Genomic DNA, 16,744 nt, shown 5'->3' on the forward strand with positions numbered 1-16,744 from the left:
CCCCCGCCCCGGAGGGACAAACCTCGCGCTGGTCGCGCTCTACGCTGGCTGATGGCGGACACGCCGCCACCGGAGTCAACGCACGGGGGAGGATCACGTGACGGTGGAGATCACCTCGCACGAGGAACTGCGCGAGCTGCTGGGGGCGCCGATGCCGCGCGCGCTGACCAAGGAGCGGCCCGTCCTGCACGCCCGGGACCGGGACTGGCTGGCCGCGTCGCCGTTCTGTCTGGTGGCGACGGCGGGCGCGGACGGCAGTTGTGACGTCTCGCCGAAGGGCGATCCGCCCGGCTTCGCGATGGTGCTGGACGAGCGGACCATCGCCATCCCGGAGCGGCCGGGCAACAGGCGCGCCGACGGCTACCGCAACATCCTGGACAACCCGCACGTCGGGTTGATCTTCCTGATCCCCGGGCGCACGGACACGCTGCGGATCAACGGCCGGGCCCGGCTGGTCCGCGACGCGCCGTGGTTCGACGACATGGTGGTGCAGGGGCACCGCCCGGTCCTCGCCCTGGTGGTGGAGATCGAGCAGATCTTCCACCACTGCGCCAAGGCGTTCCTGCGCTCGGAACTGTGGCAGCCGGAGAGCTGGCAGCCGGACGCGCTGCCGTCCCGGCCCCGGCTGATCAAGGAGGTCGAGAACCCGGCCGAGAGCCTGGCCGACCTGGAACGCCACTACGGCCCGCAATACGCCGCCACCATCTACACCTGACGCCCCCGCCCGCCCCGGGCCTCGCCGCCAGCGCCTGAGGCTGCCCCGCCCGCCCTGAGGCCTCGCCGCCAGCGCCTGAGGCCCCGCCGCCGCTCCGGGGCCATCCCCCTGGCTGCCCGCGCGGGCGCCCCGGGGCCACCCCCGCTGCCCCCGCCAGGCGCCCTCCCCCGGCGATTTCCCCCGGTGATCAGGACGCCATGGACGCTACCGGGCGCTCTTGACGTCCATGGCGTCCTGATCACCTTTGGCTGATCCCTTCGGAACGGCGTCGGCGGGGTGGGTGACGTAGGCGTCGTCCTTCGCGGTGCACCCTGCGGCATTGCTAAAGACATCTTTATAAAGATAGCTTTAGGGTATGTCGCTGCCCGAGGTGAAGCTCTCCGACCCCAAGGCCCTGCGCGGCTACGCGCATCCGCTGCGGATGGCCCTCATCGGGCTGCTGCGCCAGCACGGCCCGCTGACCGCCACCCAGACCGCCGAGCGGCTCGGCGAGAGCGTGCCGAACTGCTCGTTCCACCTCCGGCAGCTCGCCAAGTACGGGCTCGCCGAGCGGGTGCCCGGCGCCGACGCCCGGGAGCGGCCCTGGCGGGCCACCGCGCACAACACCTCCTGGGACGACGCCTCCGACGACCCGCAGGTACGTGCCGCCACCGACGCCCTGAGCGCGACGCAGCTCGCCCTCTACACCCGCCGTGCCGAGGAGTTCCTCGCCCGGCGGGCCGACGAGCCGGCGGCCTGGCGGGCGGTCACCGGGTTCACCGACCGGCCGCTGTACGTGACCGCCGACGAGATGGGCCGGCTGACCGAGCGCCTCGAGGCCCTGCTCGCCGAGTACGACGACCGGGTCACCGACCCGACGAAGCGACCGGCCGACAGCCGGAAGGTCACCCTCGTGCAGCTGGCCGTCCTCACCGACCCACCACCGGCGGAACCCCCCGCCGAACCGCCTGCCGGGACGGCGTCCCCGCACGCCGGGCCCACCGGCCCCACCACCGCAGTGCCGGGTGCCCCGCGCGCCGGATCCGCCGACCCCACCGCCGCCGAGACGGGCACCCCGCACGCCGGACCCGCCGGCCCCACCACCGCAGTGCCGGGCGCCCCGTGCGCCGGATCCACCGGCCCCACCGCCGCCGGAACGGGCGCCCCGCGCGCCGGGTCCGCCGGCGAGGAGCCGGGCGGTCAGCCGTGAGCGGCGGGGCCACCGTCGCCCCGGGCGCCGCCCCGCCCGGCGGCCCGACCCGACGCGGTCCGCTGCCGCGGCTGCTGCGCGAGCGGGTGTTCCGCCGGTACTGGTCCGCGCAGACGGTGTCGTACTTCGGCGACGAGATCTCCACCCTGGCCCTGCCGCTGCTGGCCGTGCTGGTGTTCGACGCGACAGCCGCCGAGATGGGCTACCTGACCGCCGCCGCGCTCGCCCCGAACCTGCTCTTTCCACTGCTCGCCGGCGCGTGGGTGGACCGGTACCCGCACAAGCGCCGGGTCATGATCCTCACCGACCTCGGCCGCGCGCTGCTGCTCGTCGCGGTGCCGGTCGCCCACCTGCTCGGCGTGCTCACGATGGCCCAGCTCTACGCGGCGGCCTTCGCCGTCGGCACGCTCGCCGTGTTCTTCGAGGTCGCCCGGGGGCCGCTCTTCGTGTCCATCGTGGCCCGACCCGACTACGTGGAGGCGAACACCCTGGTCAACGGCAGCCGGGCGATGTCCCTGGTGGCCGGGCCGAGCATCGGTGGCGTCCTCGTGCAGGTGCTCACCGCCCCGATCGCCCTGGTCGCCGACGCGCTGTCGTACGTCGTGTCCGCGTACTTCCTCGGGCGGATCCGGCCGACGGAGCCGGCACCCGCGCGCGGCGGTGGCCTCGCCCTCGGCGCGGGGCTGGGGTTCATCGCGCGGACGCCGATGATGCGCGCGATCCTGCTCGGCGCCACCACCGTGAACCTGTTCAACTTCATGTTCATCGCGCTCTTCGTGCTCTACGCGACGCAGGAACTGCGCCTCGCGCCCGGCCTGCTGGGCGCGGTGCTGGGCGCGGGCGCGGTCGGCGGACTGATCGGCGCGGCCGTCACCGGCCGGCTGGTACGCCGCTTCGGCGTCGGCCCGGCGCTGGTCGCCTCGTTCGTCCTCTTCCCCGCTCCCCTGCTGCTGGTCCCGCTGGCCGGCGGGCCGACCCCGCTGGTGCTCGGGATGCTCTTCGGCGCGGAGTTCCTCTCCGCCGTCGGGGTGATGATGCTCGACATCGTGGGCGGCTCGGTGCAGACCGCGCTCACCCCGCAGGCGCTGCTGGCGCGGGTGACCGGGGCGCGGCGCACCGTCAACTACGGCATCCGGCCGATCGGCGCGCTGCTCGGCGGCGCGCTCGGCACCGCTCTCGGCGTACGGCCGGCGCTCTGGATCGCGACGGCGGGCGCACTCGCCGGGGTGCTGTGGGTGGCCTTCTCGCCGGTCCGCCACCTGCGCGGGCTCCCCGAGCAGGCCGACTGACCGGCCCCGGGCCTGGTGCCTGGCCGCCGTCCGATGTGGTGTCCCGGCAGGTCCGGCGGTTGAGGGCCCTCGCCGGGGGTAGGAGTTCTATTGACGAGGACGGCTCTCCCACCGACGAGAGCGGTTCGACCTGACGAGGAGGATTGCCCATGACCACGAAGGTCGAGAAGTCCATCGAAGTACAGGTTCCGGTCAGCACCGCGTACAACCAGTGGACGCAGTTCGAGGAGTTCCCCCGCTTCATGGGGGGCGTGCGTGAGGTGCGCCAGCTCGACGACAGGCGGATGCACTGGGTCGCCGAGATCGGTGGCGTCCAGCGCGAGTGGGACGCCAAGGTGCTGGAGCAGGTGCCCGACCAGAAGGTGGCCTGGGCTGCCACCGAGGGCGTGACCAACGCCGGCGCGGTCTACTTCCAGCCCGTCGACGCCGACCGCACCATGGTCCGGCTGCACCTGGAGTACGAGCCCGAGGGCCTGCTCGAGAAGGCCGGCGACAAGCTCAACATCATCGAGCGGCAGGCCGAATCCGACCTGCGGAAGTTCAAGACGTACATCGAGGAACGGGGCGTGGAGACCGGCGCCTGGCGCGGCACGGTCGACAGCGGCGTCGGTGTCGGCACGCCGGGCGTCGAGCACGCCGCCGCCACCCGCGGCGACAGCGGCAGCGCCGGCGTGTCCGGCAAGGCCGTGGCGGCGGGCGCCGCAGTGGCCGGGGCGGCGGCCGCCGGAGCCGCCGTGGCCGCGAAGCGGAGCTCCGACACCGACGAGGACGGCCGGCCGACCACCGCCACGACCGACACGGAGTACGTGGTGACCGAGGTCGAGGTCGTCCCGGAGCCCGGCACCGCCGGCTACCCGCACCGCACCCTCTGATTCAGCTCTCGTACGCCTGCCCCTGTCAGCGGACGGCCCGGGTCCTCGCGACCCGGGCCGTCCGCTCGTCCGCGACCTGCCACCCGGCCTGGCGCACGCCCTGCCACCCGGCATACCCCTTGAGCCCGCGCACGCCCTGCCACCCGGCCTGGCGCATGCCCTGCCTCTCGGGCCCCGGCGTGAGGTCGGGTCGGGTGGCCGTCAGTGCGCGTCCGCGGACGCCGTCCAGAGGTGACCGTCCGGGTCGGCGAAGGTGCCCGTGTAGGCCCACGGCTGCTGGCCCGGCTCGACGACGACCTCCGCGCCGGCGGCCCGGGCCCGCCCGACGATCTCGTCGACCTCGGCCGGCGTCGCGGCGGGAAGGTTGACGACGCACTCGCTCTGCCCGCGCCCGGCCACCTCGCGGCCACCGATGGCCCAGCCGAAGCCACCGGTGGGCACCAGCATGACGCGCAGGCCGTCGTTGACGGCGTACTGCAAGGGCTCGGGGACGCCGTCGTCGGCCAGCTCGCCGACGGCCTCCAGGCCGAGCCCCTCCGAGTAGAAGCGGTACGAGGTCCGGCGATCGGCGATCGGCAGGGCGACGACGACGGGTGCGTACTGCATGGGCTACCTCCGGAGGGTTGACGACTGCGTACGGTCAGTATTTATGCCGTCGGCCGGAACTTGCGGTTCCCACCCGACAGCGGGCGCGTAAGTCGGGCGCTCCAGCCAGCCGGATTGTGCCGGACTCCCCCGACAGGAAACCGTGGACCGCCGACGTACCCGCAGCTCCCCGCCCCGGTCGCCGCAGCCGCCACCGGGCGGATCGCGTCACCGCCCGGTCGGCCCCTGTGCGGGATCAGCGGCCGTCGTCGCGGGCGTGCCGGCCACCCGCCGGAACCGCGGCCTGCTCCGTGTGCCGGGCGGCCCGCTCGGAGATCAACTGCCCGAACAGCCCGCTGGGCCGGCCGCAGTCGCCGCACAGGAAGTTGTCGTCCAGCCGCCCGCCGCCGCAGTGGTCGCAGCGGCCCCCGTCGCGCGGGTCGTGGTACGCCCGCAACGCCTCCACCAGGGCGCGGGCGACGGGGGCGCTCAGCGCCAGCCTCGACTCGGCGCCACGCAGGCCGATCACCAACTCGCCCTGCGGCGGAGCGCCCGGATCGAGCGCGTTGACGCGGGCCACGAAGTCGCGGAGGGCAGCCAGGACGTCATCGGGTGCGGGCATGGCTCGACCGTACGACACCCGGCCGACCCACGTGCGCTCCCCCGGGAGCCGGCCGGCCCGTGCCCGCGCTCACCCGCCCGGCGGGGACCGTCCGAGTTGGAGCGACCGATCTCGTAAAGGCACGGCCAGCTGGACTCAGGGATCGATGGGCGTGTTTGGCGTGATCATCCTCGGGGTAGTGGGCTCCCACAGCCGGCGGCAGGGAGGGCGGACGATGGAACGCGGAGCCGTCAGGGCGCGGTACCGGCAGCGCTCCATCGTTCTGATGATCCTGCTGACGCTGGGCCTCACGGTCGCGGTTCCAGTCGTCGTGGCGAATCTTGACCACCTGACGTGGTGGCAGGGGCTGCTCTTCCTGGCGGTAGGGATCCCCCTGAGCTGGTGGTACCTGGTGCGCCTGGTCTACCGGATGGAACTCACCGACACCCATCTGCGGCTGCGGACCCTGGTGGCGTCCTCCTCGATCGCACTCGACGAGCTGGCGGAGATCGGGGCGCCAGCCGGCAGAAACGTGGTCAAGATGGTCCGGCGCGACGGGCGGTCCTGGAAGATCCTGTCGGGCGAGGGCCTCGTCGACTTCGTGAACGAGGTGGGCCGGGCGGCCCCGGACGCGAAAATTCGGCTGACCGGGCCCCAACTGCTCGCGGACCGCGGCTTCAAGTTCTTCGGCGACCGGCGTACGGAGGGGCGGTAACCCAGCTTCGTCCGTCCTCGATCCCGTCCATGACGCCGTCCGGTCGCTCACGCGCGTTAATGTGCCCCGTGATCGTATGGCTCAACGGCACCCACGGTGCGGGCAAGACGACGACCAGCGTCCTCGTGCAGCAACTGATCCCGGGTTCCCGGGTCTTCGACGCCGAGAAGGTCGGCGAGACACTCATGGACATCACGCCGGGGCTGCCGGAAACTGACAACTTCCAGCACTGGCCGCCGTGGCGGCAGCTCGTCGTCGAGACGGCTCGCCGGGTGCTCGACTACACCGGCGGCACTCTGGTGATGCCCATGACTGTCCTGGTCGAGCAGTACTGGCGCGAAATCAGTACGGGCCTCGCCCGACATGACATCCCGGTAAGGCACTTCGTCCTCCACGCCGACGAAGACACCCTCCGCGGGCGTATCGAGGGGGAACACCCCGTTCCGTCCCCGTTCCGTCTCAAGTACCTTGAGCCCTACGCCGAGGCGTCCCGCACGTGGCTGCACGCCGAGGCCGAGGTCGTCGACACCACGCACCTCACTCCCGCCCAGGCCGCCCTGCAGATCGTTCTCCGCGCCACCGGGGGAGGCTCAGGCCCTGTCCTGCCGAGACCTGAAGGCGGTTACTGACGGCTGTCACCGCGGCGGTCGCGGCGCGGGGATGTGGACCAGCACCATCGGCGGCGGTGTGGTCGACCTTGAGAAGCGGCGAAGCCCAGGTCTTTGACCTGGGCTTCTTCACCGAGCCGCCTGACGGAATCGAACCGTCGACCTACGCATTACGAGTGCGTCGCTCTAGCCGACTGAGCTAAGGCGGCAACGATCGTCAAGTGTACGGCACGACCCGCCCGGCGGCCGAACCGGATCCCCATCCGGACATCCGGCCCCGAACCGTCGTCCGCCGGACAGCGTCCTCCGCCGGCCGGGACTACGCTGCGGCGGGTGAACGACGATCGCGTCCCCGACGTGGATCCGCAGGACGGCGCGGCGGAGAGTGCGCACACGAGCGAGGCGGCGGGCGGGCGGGCGGCGCGCCGGCCACGCGGCATCGACCCCCGGGAGTTGGGCTTCACCCCGCGCAAGCCCGTGCCGTGGCTCGCGCCGTTCCTGCTGATCAGCACCGGCATCCGTACGCTGCTGGCGATGCTCTTCGGGGCGTACCTGGACAAGCGGGAGCTGCAGAACTCCCTCGACGCGGGCATCGCCCGGCAGGTCGGGCCGGACGGCGGTCTCTGGCTGGACTACGTGGCCGACCTGGGCGACGGCTTCAACGCCACCTACTCGGTCGCCTACCTGCTCGCCCAGCCGGAGCTGGAGGTCGACGGGCACCGGCTACCCCGCGCGCAGACCCTGGTGATGGGCGGCGACCAGGTCTACCCGTCGGCGGCCTTCGAGGCGTACGAGGACCGGTGCAAGGGGCCGTACCAGGCCGCGCTGCCGGTCACCCCGCCCGAGCGGCCCACGCTGTTCGCGGTGCCCGGCAACCACGACTGGTACGACGGCCTGACCGCCTTCCTGCGGCTCTTCGTCCGGTCCCGGGACCGGCACTTCGGCGGCTGGGAGACCGGGCAGTCCCGCTCGTACTTCGCGGTGGAGCTCCCCGCCGGCTGGTGGCTGCTCGGCCTCGACGACCAGTCCGGCTCGTACCTGGACGATCCGCAGCTCACCTACTTCGACCGGGTCGCCGAGCGGCTGGGCCCGGAGAGCCGGGTGATCCTGGCCGTGCCCGCGCCGACGTGGGTCAAGGCCGTCGACCACCCCACGGCGTACGACTCGATCGACTACTTCGTCCGCACGATCGTCGCGCCCACCGGGGCGCAGGTGCGGCTGCTGATCTCCGGCGACCTGCACCACTACGCCCGGTACGCCGGCCCGGACCGGCAGCTGATCACCTGCGGGGGCGGCGGCGCGTACCTCTACCCGACGCACAAGCTCCCGGAGCGGATCGAGGTGCCGCCGCGCGACACCCTCGCCCGGCGGGCCAGCGTCTCCCACCCGTACGAGCTGGCCGGTCGCTACCCGGAGAAGGCCCGCTCCCGGCGGTACGCCTGGGGGATCTTCCCCCGCCTGCCGCTGCGCAACCCGGGCTTCACCACCCTGCTGGGCACCCTGCACACGCTGCTGATGCTGGCGATGGCCGGCGTCGTGACCAACCCGAGCGGGACGGACCAGCGGCTGTTCAGCGTGCCGCTGATGGCGATGCTGATCGTCACGATGCTCGCGGCGGCGTTCTTCGCCAAGCCGCCCAGCTCCGGCGGCAAACGGCACGCCCGGCACTGGATCCTCGGCGTGGGTCACGGGCTGGCCCAGATCGCGCTGGGCGCCGCCGGCACCTGGGCCTGGCTGGCCCTGCCGTTCTACGACTGGCCGTGGCCGCTGCCGGCCGTCGCCGCGGCGGTGCTCTACGGCCCGGTGAGCGGGCTGGTGGCGAGCCAGTTGGTGGCCGCGTACCTGCTGGTGGCCGGCGCGTTCGGGGTGAACCTCAACGAGCTCTTCGCGGGCCAGGGCATCGAGGACGCGAAGGCGTTCCTGCGGCTGCGCATCGACCCCGACGGCACCCTGACGATCTACCCGATCGCCGTCGACCGGGTGGCCCGCGACTGGCAGATCAACCCCGACCAGTCCCCCGGCTCCTCCTGGCTGGCTCCGAAGCAGCCGCTGCGCCCCCGCCTGGCCGAACCCCCCACCGCCCTCCCCTGACCCCCTCTCCCACCCCCGCCCATGCCCCCGGGGGCGGGACCGCGTCGATCATGAGGTTGGCGGCACCGTTCGCGATCAACTTCGCCGCCAACCTCATGATCGACGCGGAGAGGCCGGAGAGGCCGGGGGCGGGGGCGGGGGCAGCGTTACCTGGCGGAGGATTTCGTCGACGACGTTCGTGAGAGGTGCGGTGGCGTCGATTGCGGTGCCGGTTTTCGGGGTGTCTGCCTTCGTTCGGTGCAGTCGCCTGATGAGTTCGCGTTCGGCCGGTCTTCCGCCCCACTCGTCTTCGGGTCGCCCGTCGAGCCGCCGGTTCAAGGTGTCCCAGTCGACTTCGAGGACGAAGACGCCGTCGAACAGGTCGATGAACTTCGGGAAGTTCCGTGAGCCACCGCAGAAGAAGGTCACCAGCTCGTCGTGGTTGGCGACCAGGGCCCTCACGTCGTCCACGCGCCAGATGTGGTGCTCGTGCCCGAGACCGTCCAACGGTTCACCGGTCTGCGGGTCGCCCTGATAAGCCAGTTCCCGGTCAGCGTTGATGGCGTGGTAGCCGCGCCGCTGCAGTTCTTTGCAGACCGAGGTCTTGCCGGTGCCGGAGACGCCTTCGATCAGATAGTTCCTCAGGCCCATCGCCGGATGGTAACGAGCAAGGTGAGACGAGTGCTGTCCCTCATGGTTGCTCGGTCATCTGAGGGATCGCCGCCATGAGCGGGGAGGCGCGCCGGTCATCGCGCCGCCCCCTCCGGGCCGGACAGGTCACGGCTCTCGTAGGCGCGGCGGGAGCCGCAGACGTCGGCGCGGGAGCACATGGAGCGCGAGCCGTCGGCGTCGAGGCGGACGGTCACCGCGTCTCTCGGGACGCTGTGGCCGACCACGCGCCCCTCCCCCTCCGGCGTGGTGACGCGGGTGCCGACGGCCGGGGCAGACTCGGCAAACTTCGCGTACAACGGATGTTCGTACTTCAGGCAGCACATCAGCCGGCCGCACGCGCCGGAGATGCGCAGCGGGTTGAGCGGCAGGTCCTGGTCCTTCGCCATCCGGATGGTGACCGGCTCGAAGTCGGTGAGGAAGGTGGCGCAGCAGAGGTCCCGGCCGCAGGAGCCGATGCCGCCCTGCACCCGTGCCGAGTCCCGGGCGGAGAGCTGGCGCAGTTCGACCCGGCAGTGCAGGGTGGCACCGAGGTCCCGGACCAGCGCGCGGAAGTCGACCCGGTGCGGGGCCGTGAAGTAGATGGTGCTCCGCTCGCCGCCGCCCTCGGCAGCCCCCAGCACGTGGTCGATCGCCACCACCTTCATCGGCAGGGCGTGCTCCCGGATCAGCCGCTTCGCCGCGACCTTCGCCTCGGCCTTGCGGCGGCGCACCGTCTCGTCGCGGCGCAGGTCCTCCTCGCCGGCCAGGCCGGCCAGCCGGGGGAAGCCCTCGGTCTCCTCGGTGACCCACTGCGCCGCCCAGACGCACTCGGCCACCTCGGGCCCGTCGTCGGTGGGCACCAGCACCTTGTCGCCGACCTGGGGACGCAGCTCGCCCGGGTCCAGGTAGTAGAGGCGCCCGTACCGCTGGAAGCTGACCGCGCAGAGCATGCCCATGTCTCACACCCTACGACGCGCGGGCCGGGACGACCGGGCCGGCAGTCGCCGACCGACTACTGCACGTCCACACCGGCGCGTCACCAGCCGACGCGGGTGGGGGTGTCGTAGCGGGGGCGGTCGACCACCGGCGCCCGCCAGCGGGACTCGGCGAGGCTCGGCGCCCACTGACGCAGCAGGGTCTCGGCCCCGTCGTACGCGACGCAGAGCACCGCCAGCACCCGCGCGGCGATCTCGGCGGCCGCAGACCCGCCCGGACCCGCCGCTGACCGCTGCCCCGGTGCGCCGGCCGGCATCGACGTCGCGGCGACCACGTTCACCGCCTCGGCGCAGCGGAGGACGTCGGCGAGCGCCCGGGCCAGTGCGAGCCGGCTGCCCTCCACCCAGTCGGCGAGCGCGTCGGCGTAGCCGGCCGTCGACTCCAGCCGCCCGACCAGGCTCTCCGGCCCCTCGTCGAGGTGGCGCAGCAGGGCCGCCCGGGCCTGCCCGTACGACGACGCGGCCGGGCCGGACCAGAGCACCGGGTCGGTCAGCGCGGCGCAGGCGTCGTCGTAGCCCCGGATCAGGCGGCGCGCGCTGTGGCCGGCGGCGGCCAGCGGCGCCGGATGCAGGTCGAGGAAGTTCCGGACGGCCTCGCCGGGGAGCACCTGCATCCGGCGCAGCAGCGGCCACACGCGGTGCCCCTCGGGTGCCCCCGCGGCGAGCAGCGTGTCGACCCGGCGGAGCAGGTCGAGGCCGGGCTCGGCGAGCCGGTCCAGCGCGTCCATCACGCCTCCCCGGTCAGCCGGTGGCGGGCGTCGCGGTCGACGTCGGCGTAGTGGTCGGCGGCGGCCCGCACCGCCGTCGCGGCGGCGGCCAGCCGCTGGGCGGCGACGTGCGCCTCCCGGGCCCGGTCGCCGGTGGCGGCGGTCCACTGCCGGTGCAGGGCCCGCCCGATCTCGCCGGGCCGGCCGGGGGCGTCGGCGCCGAACGCGGCCTGCGCCGGATCGCCGGCGGTGACCGTGCGGGACACGGCGGTCATGGTCTCGCTCGCCTCGTCGAGCCGGGCGGCGAGGGCGCGCAGGCTCTCCATCTCAGGCTCCCGCCAGCGGCCGGTAGGCGGCGAAGGTCTCGTTGTGCAGCTTCTCCCGGGCCCACTGGGCGGCGTCGGCCGCCGCGGTGACCGCCGCCTGCACCGAGCCGGCGACGTCGCGGGGGTTGCGGGTGTGCAGCGGGCCGAGGAAGCGCACGTCGGTGATCCGGCCGCCAGCGGTGACCACCACCTCGACCAGCCCGTCGGGCGACCGCACGGTGACCTCGACGGTCGACACCGCCTGGTCGAACTCGGTCTGGAGGGACTCGATCCGGCGGTAGCGCCGCACCGCCTCCTCGATCCAGGCCTCGTCGATCTCCCCCCGCGGCATCGGCGGACTCCTCCCGGACCAGGACATCACTGTGCGTGCCGCCACCGTCACCACGGCACACCGGACCGTACCGCACAGCAATTGCGCCTGTCGATGCCTGTGGACAACCGGTCCGGCCGGGGGGACCGCCATGGGGTGAAGCGACCGCCGAAGGCCCGGCTCGGGCGGGCCGGTCGGCGGGCTCAGCCCTTCCAGAGCGAGAGCATCATCGCCTCGACGGCGATCCGGGGCTTGACGTTCGCCTCGATCGCCGCCCGGCACTCCAGCACCGCCTCCAGGCGGCGCAGCGCCCCCTCGGCGTCCCACTTCTGCGCGCCCGCCCCGGCCAGCGCGGCGGTGTCCGTGTGCACCGGCGCCACGGGGGCGCGCAGCGCCATGGTGAGCGCGTCGCGGTAGAAGCCGGCCAGGTCGACCAGGGCCCGGTCCAGCGCGTCCCGCTGCGCCCGGGTGGCCCGGGACCTCTGCCGCTTCTCCAGGTCCTTGAGCTGCCCGGCGGCGCCCCGCATCGCGCCGGCCGCCCCCCGCCCGGTGCCGCCGGCGCCGAGCGCGGTCTCCAGCGCCGCCCGCTCGGCCGCGTCGGCCTCCGCGACGGACGCCTCGGCCTCCGCCTCGGCCGCCTCGATCAGCGCCGACGCCGCGTCGAACGCGGCACCCACGCCGGTCAGCCGGCGCGGCACCGCGAGCACGGCCTCCCGGCGCTTGCGCGCCTCCGGGTCGCGGGCCAACCGGCGGGCCCGCCCCACGTGCCCCTGCGCGGCCGCCGCCGCCCATCGCGCCACGTCGGGCGCGACGCCGTCGCGGCGGACCAGCACCTCGGCCACCGCCTCCGGCGCGGGCTGCCCCAGCGGTACGACCCGGCAGCGCGACCGGATGGTCACCGAGATGTCGTCCGGGTGGGTGGACGGGGCGCAGAGCAGGAAGACCGTCCGCGGCGGCGGCTCCTCGATGGCCTTGAGCAGCGCGTTGCCGGCCGCCTCGGTGAGCCGGTCGGCGTCCTCGATCACCACCACCTGCCAGCGTCCGCCCGACGGGGTGCTGGCGGCGCGCAGCACCAGCGCCCGCATCTCGTTGACGCCGATGGAGAGCCCCTCCGGCACCACCATCCGGACGTCGGCGTGGGTGCCGGTCATCGTGGTGTGGCAGCCGGGGCACTCGCCGCAGCCGGTGCCGTACGCGCACTGGAGGGCGGCGGCGAAGGCCCGCGCCGCCACCGACCGGCCCGACCCGGGCGGCCCGGTGAAGATCCAGGCGTGCGTCATCCCCGCCCCCGCGTCGACGGCTGCCGTCGGCTGACCGCCGTCGGACTCCTCGGCGAGCGCGTCGAACCCGTCCCCGGCGGCGTCGGTCGTGGACGGGACGGCGGCGGCACGCAGCACGGCGGACGCCGCGGCGGCGGCGCGGCGCAGCGTGTCGACCGCCTCGTCCTGCCCGACCAGGTCGGCGAAGACGTCGGGCATCAGGTCCGGTGCTCCATCGGTACCAGCTCCGATTCGGATAACTCCGGCTGCACCGAGGTGTCCGGCCCGTGCGCGGGGCGGGGGTGCACGATGCCGCCGGGGGTGCCGAACATCTCCTCGATCCGCCGGGCCACCTGCCCGGCGATCTCCTCGACCGGGCGGGACGCGTCGAGCACCAGGTAGCGCTTCGGGTCGGCGGCGGCGAGGTCGAGGAAGGCGTACCGGACCCGCTCGTGGAAGGCGACGGACTCGGCCTCCAGGTGGTCGGCCGCCTCGGCGCGGGCCGCCACCCGGGCCAGGCCGGTGTGCGGCTCGACGTCCAGCAGCACCACCAGGTCGGGCTTGAGCCCGCCGGTGGCCCAGGACGAGAGCCAGGAGACCTCGTCGACGGGGAGCGTGCGCCCCGCACCCTGGTACGCCAGGGACGAGTCGACGTACCGGTCGCTGATCACCACCGCGCCCCGGACGAGCGCCGGCCGGACGACGGTGGCCACGTGGTGCGCCCGGTCGGCGGCGTAGAGCAGCGCCTCGGCGCGCGGCGACGGCACGTCGGAGCCGGGCGCGCCGAGCAGCAGCGACCGGATCCGCTCGCCGACGGCGGTGGCGCCCGGCTCGCGGGTCACCACCACGTCGCGCCCCTGCCCACGCAGCCGCTCGGCGAGCGCGGCGAGCTGGGTGGACTTGCCGGCGCCCTCGCCGCCCTCGAAGACCACGAAGAGGCCGGCGGAGACGAACGGCTCGGCCGGCATCAGCGGGCGGCCCCGGATCGAGCCCCAGAGGTCGGCCAGGACGGGAACGCCCTTCTTGTCGTCCATCTGCCCGAACGCGCTGATCCCGGCGAAGATGCCGGCGGCGCCGGCGGCGAGCAGCAGCATTCGGGTGGACGAGATCGAGATGCCCAGGTCGGCCAGCTCCAGCCGGCGCGAGCCGCCCACGCCGGCGAGCAGGCTGCTGAGGCCGATCGCGAGGATCAGCACCAGCCGGGTGCCGATCTGCACCACCGCGAAGACCCGGCCGCGCACCTCGTCGGCGATCTCCCCGCCGAGCAGGGTGGTGCCGGAGAGGAAGGCCATGCCGGCGCCCGCGCCGACCAGGATCGCGCCGACCATCGCCATGGAGAGGTGGATGGCGAAGGCCAGGGCCATCACCGAGGCGCTGGCCAGCACGATGCTCATGCCGAACCAGCGCCGCCGGGACATGTCCTTGACGATCATCGGGCCGAGCCCGATGCCCAGCGCGAGGCCGATGAAGATGGCGCCGAAGAGCAGGTAGAAGGCGGCGTCACCGGCGCCGAGCGAGGTGGCGAAGAACTTGGCGGTGCCGATCACGATGCCGCCACCGGCGAACGCGCCGAAGATGCCGAGCACCAGGCCGCGGACCAGCGGGGTCTGGCCGATGTAGCGCCAGCCCTCCTTGAACTGGCGCAGCATGCTCTGCTCGGTGCCCTCCCGCTCGGCGGACTGCCCCTGGCTGATCTCCTTGATGCCGTACGCCACCACCAGCGCGGTGGCCAGCCGGGAGAACGCGTTGAACCAGAGCGCCAGGTCGGCCGGCGCGGCCCAGTCCGGTGTCGAGCCCCCGGTGGCCCCCCGCACGATGCCGTCGAGCGCGGCGAGGACGAGCGCGGCGAGGACCGGCGTGAGGCCGTACGTGGTGATCAGCGTGAGCTGGTTGGCGGCCTCCAGCCGGGCGCGCGGGATCAGGTTGGGGACCGCGGCCTCCTTGGCCGGGATCCACAGCAGCGTGATCGACTCGATCAGGAAGGTGGCGATCGCCGCCCAGCCGACCACGACGGGCCCGCTCGCCCCGAGCAACGCGACCAGCGGGATCGAGGCGAAGAGCAGGAACCGCAGCACGTCGCAGATGACCATGGTCCAGCGCCGGTCGAAGCGGTCGGCGAACACGCCGGCGATCGGGCCGAGCACCAGCGCCGGCAGCAGCCGGATGGCGATCACGCCACCGAAGGCAGCGCCCTGGGCGGTGCTCCCCTCGACCTGGGAGGCGGCGAAGACCGACGTGGCGAGCAGGCCGAACCAGTCGCCGAAGGAGGCCGCGCCGAGCACGATCCAGAGCCGGCGGAACGGGGTGATCCGCAGCACCGAGCGGATGGCGGCGTAACCGGAGTGGTCCGCGCCGGGCTTCTCGGCGGCGCCACCGGGCGTGGACGAGGACGGCGACACGCCGGGCGACTCGCCGTTGAACTGGCTTTCGATGGCCGTACCTCCACGTGCCGGCCCATCGCTGGGCAGTCCCGGTGGAACACTCTAGACCCGGCGGGGACCCACCCCGCCGCGACATTCTCCTGTTCGCCGAGCCTAGGCCGCCGCGACCACCGCCCGCAGCCCGGACAGACGCGAGGGTATTTCGCATTGCCTCCCAGACAGTTAGCGTGCACACGTGGCCATCGAAAGCGACAAACTTCGTGAGCGCCTCGACCGGGCGACCGCGCACCTCGACCCGCCGTACGCCGTCGTGGACCTCGCGGCCTTCGACGGCAACGCCGCCGCGCTGGTCGAACGGGCCGACGGCAAGCCGGTCCGGATCGCCAGCAAGTCGGTCCGCGCCCGGGACCTGATCGGCCGGGCGCTGGCGCGACCCGGCTGGCGGGGCGTGATGGCCTTCACCCTGCCCGAGGCGATCTGGCTGGTCCGCGCCGGCGTGACCGACGACGCGCTGGTGGCGTACCCCACGGCAGACCGGGGGGCGCTCGCCGCGCTCGCCGCCGACCCGGCGCTCGCCGGGGCCGTCACGCTGATGATCGACGGCACCGACCAGCTCGACCTCGTCGACGCCGTGTGCCCGCCCGGGCGCCGTCCCGAGCTGCGGGTCTGCCTCGACCTGGACGCCTCCTGGCGACCGCTGGGCGGGCGGGTGCACGTCGGGGTGCGCCGGTCGCCGGTGCACAGCGCCCGGGCCGCCGGCGCGCTCGCCGCCACCGTCGCGGCCCGCGCGGGCTTCCGGCTGGTCGGACTGATGGCGTACGAGGCGCAGATCGCCGGCCTCGGCGACGCGCCGCCCGGGCGGGCGGTGCTCGGCTCCGCGATCCGGCTGGCCCAGCGCGGGTCGTACCGCGAGCTGCTGGCCCGCCGGGGCGCGGCGGTGGCCGCCGTACGCGAACACGCCGACCTTGAGTTCGTCAACGGCGGCGGCACCGGCAGCGTGGCCGCGACCAGCGCCGACCCCGCGGTCACCGAGGTCACCGCGGGATCGGGCCTGTACGGGCCGACGCTGTTCGACGCGTACCGCGCCTGGCGCCCCACCCCGGCGGCGTCCTTCGCCTGCGCGGTGGTCCGCCGCCCGGGGCCCGGCCTGGCCACCGTGCTCGGCGGCGGCTGGATCGCCTCCGGCCCGGCCGAGGACAGCCGGCTGCCCCGGCCGTGGCTGCCGGAGGGCCTGAAGTTCATCGGCACGGAGGGGGCCGGCGAGGTGCAGACCCCGCTGGCCGGCGCGGCGGCCGGCGCGCTGCGGGTCGGCGACCGCGTGTGGTTCCGGCACGCGAAGGCCGGCGAACTGTGCGAGCACGTCAACGAGTTGCACCTGGTCGAGGGGGATGCGGTCGTGGCCACCGTGCCCACCTACCGGGGCGAGGGCCACGCCTTCCTCTGATCCACCGGCCCGGCGCACCCCGGGCCA

At 74.0% G+C, this 16,744-nt stretch carries 16 protein-coding genes, 1 tRNA gene and 1 pseudogene; 8 read left to right on the top strand and 10 right to left on the bottom strand.

From position 1 onward, the window contains the following. Positions 1 to 97: 97 nt before the first annotated feature. From ACLQ22_RS19740 to ACLQ22_RS19755, 4 genes and pseudogenes are all read left to right on the top strand, one after another. Positions 98 to 715: a pyridoxamine 5'-phosphate oxidase family protein gene (locus ACLQ22_RS19740; protein WP_425693601.1), complete on the top strand. Its 618-nt coding sequence runs from the start codon at positions 98 to 100 to the stop codon at positions 713 to 715. A gap of 355 nt (positions 716 to 1,070) precedes the next feature. Further along, positions 1,071 to 1,904: a winged helix-turn-helix domain-containing protein gene (locus tag ACLQ22_RS19745; RefSeq protein ID WP_425693602.1), complete on the top strand. Its 834-nt coding sequence runs from the start codon at positions 1,071 to 1,073 to the stop codon at positions 1,902 to 1,904. Then, the gene (locus ACLQ22_RS19750; RefSeq protein WP_425693603.1) at positions 1,901 to 3,193 is read left to right on the top strand and encodes an MFS transporter; all 1,293 of its coding nucleotides are present in this window, start codon (positions 1,901 to 1,903) and stop codon (positions 3,191 to 3,193) included. The genes ACLQ22_RS19745 and ACLQ22_RS19750 overlap by 4 nt, the downstream gene beginning before the upstream one ends. 149 nt (positions 3,194 to 3,342) lie before the next feature. Then, a pseudogene (locus ACLQ22_RS19755) lies at positions 3,343 to 3,792 on the top strand (SRPBCC family protein); the annotation flags it as partial. A gap of 474 nt (positions 3,793 to 4,266) precedes the next feature. Here the strand turns inward: ACLQ22_RS19755 and ACLQ22_RS19760 are convergent. Then, positions 4,267 to 4,671: a VOC family protein gene (locus ACLQ22_RS19760; RefSeq protein WP_121397033.1), complete on the bottom strand. Its 405-nt coding sequence runs from the start codon at positions 4,669 to 4,671 to the stop codon at positions 4,267 to 4,269. 235 nt (positions 4,672 to 4,906) lie between these two features. After that, positions 4,907 to 5,272, bottom strand: coding sequence for a hypothetical protein (locus tag ACLQ22_RS19765; RefSeq protein ID WP_425693604.1), 366 nt, complete (start codon positions 5,270 to 5,272; stop codon positions 4,907 to 4,909). A 214-nt stretch (positions 5,273 to 5,486) separates the two neighbouring features. On the opposite strand from ACLQ22_RS19765, the gene ACLQ22_RS19770 reads away from it, so the two are divergent. Together ACLQ22_RS19770 and ACLQ22_RS19775 are read left to right on the top strand one after the other, a co-directional pair. Further along, positions 5,487 to 5,966: a hypothetical protein gene (locus ACLQ22_RS19770; RefSeq protein ID WP_425693605.1), complete on the top strand. Its 480-nt coding sequence runs from the start codon at positions 5,487 to 5,489 to the stop codon at positions 5,964 to 5,966. A 59-nt stretch (positions 5,967 to 6,025) separates the two neighbouring features. Then, positions 6,026 to 6,595, top strand: a complete 570-nt coding sequence (locus ACLQ22_RS19775; RefSeq protein WP_425693763.1) for an AAA family ATPase — start codon at positions 6,026 to 6,028, stop codon at positions 6,593 to 6,595. Positions 6,596 to 6,709: 114 nt separating this feature from the next. Here ACLQ22_RS19775 and ACLQ22_RS19780 read toward each other — a convergent pair. Next, positions 6,710 to 6,783, bottom strand: a tRNA-Thr gene (locus tag ACLQ22_RS19780). 148 nt (positions 6,784 to 6,931) lie between these two features. On the opposite strand from ACLQ22_RS19780, the gene ACLQ22_RS19785 reads away from it, so the two are divergent. Beyond that, complete coding sequence (locus ACLQ22_RS19785; RefSeq protein WP_425693764.1) at positions 6,932 to 8,665, top strand: metallophosphoesterase family protein; 1,734 nt, start codon at positions 6,932 to 6,934, stop codon at positions 8,663 to 8,665. Between the two features lie 93 nt (positions 8,666 to 8,758). Here the strand turns inward: ACLQ22_RS19785 and ACLQ22_RS19790 are convergent, their stop codons facing one another. From ACLQ22_RS19790 to tmk, 7 genes are all read right to left on the bottom strand, one after another. After that, positions 8,759 to 9,295: an AAA family ATPase gene (locus ACLQ22_RS19790; RefSeq protein WP_425693606.1), complete on the bottom strand. Its 537-nt coding sequence runs from the start codon at positions 9,293 to 9,295 to the stop codon at positions 8,759 to 8,761. 95 nt (positions 9,296 to 9,390) lie between these two features. Beyond that, positions 9,391 to 10,251, bottom strand: coding sequence for a PSP1 domain-containing protein (locus ACLQ22_RS19795; RefSeq protein WP_425693607.1), 861 nt, complete (start codon positions 10,249 to 10,251; stop codon positions 9,391 to 9,393). Positions 10,252 to 10,331: 80 nt separating this feature from the next. Further along, positions 10,332 to 11,018, bottom strand: coding sequence for a hypothetical protein (locus tag ACLQ22_RS19800; protein ID WP_425693608.1), 687 nt, complete (start codon positions 11,016 to 11,018; stop codon positions 10,332 to 10,334). Then, positions 11,018 to 11,323 carry a hypothetical protein gene (locus ACLQ22_RS19805; protein ID WP_425693609.1) on the bottom strand — a complete coding sequence of 102 codons (306 nt, stop codon included), beginning with the start codon at positions 11,321 to 11,323 and terminating at the stop codon, positions 11,018 to 11,020. The genes ACLQ22_RS19800 and ACLQ22_RS19805 overlap by 1 nt, the downstream gene beginning before the upstream one ends. 1 nt (position 11,324) lies before the next feature. Next, a complete protein-coding gene (locus ACLQ22_RS19810; protein ID WP_121397041.1) occupies positions 11,325 to 11,654 on the bottom strand; it encodes a YbaB/EbfC family nucleoid-associated protein in 330 nt (109 codons plus the stop codon). Positions 11,655 to 11,836: 182 nt separating this feature from the next. Further along, positions 11,837 to 13,111 carry a DNA polymerase III subunit delta' gene (locus tag ACLQ22_RS19815; RefSeq protein WP_425693610.1) on the bottom strand — a complete coding sequence of 425 codons (1,275 nt, stop codon included), beginning with the start codon at positions 13,109 to 13,111 and terminating at the stop codon, positions 11,837 to 11,839. Continuing rightward, a complete protein-coding gene (gene tmk, locus ACLQ22_RS19820) occupies positions 13,111 to 15,174 on the bottom strand; it encodes a dTMP kinase (protein ID WP_425693765.1) in 2,064 nt (687 codons plus the stop codon). Before tmk ends, ACLQ22_RS19815 begins: the two co-directional genes overlap by 1 nt. A gap of 334 nt (positions 15,175 to 15,508) precedes the next feature. On the opposite strand from tmk, the gene ACLQ22_RS19825 reads away from it, so the two are divergent. Next, entirely contained in the window at positions 15,509 to 16,717 is a 1,209-nt protein-coding gene (locus ACLQ22_RS19825; protein ID WP_425693611.1) for an alanine racemase, read from the top strand. Positions 16,718 to 16,744 lie beyond the last annotated feature (27 nt).

The sequence above is a fragment of the Micromonospora sp. DT178 genome (assembly GCF_049841695.1).
GTDB lineage: Bacteria > Actinomycetota > Actinomycetes > Mycobacteriales > Micromonosporaceae > Micromonospora.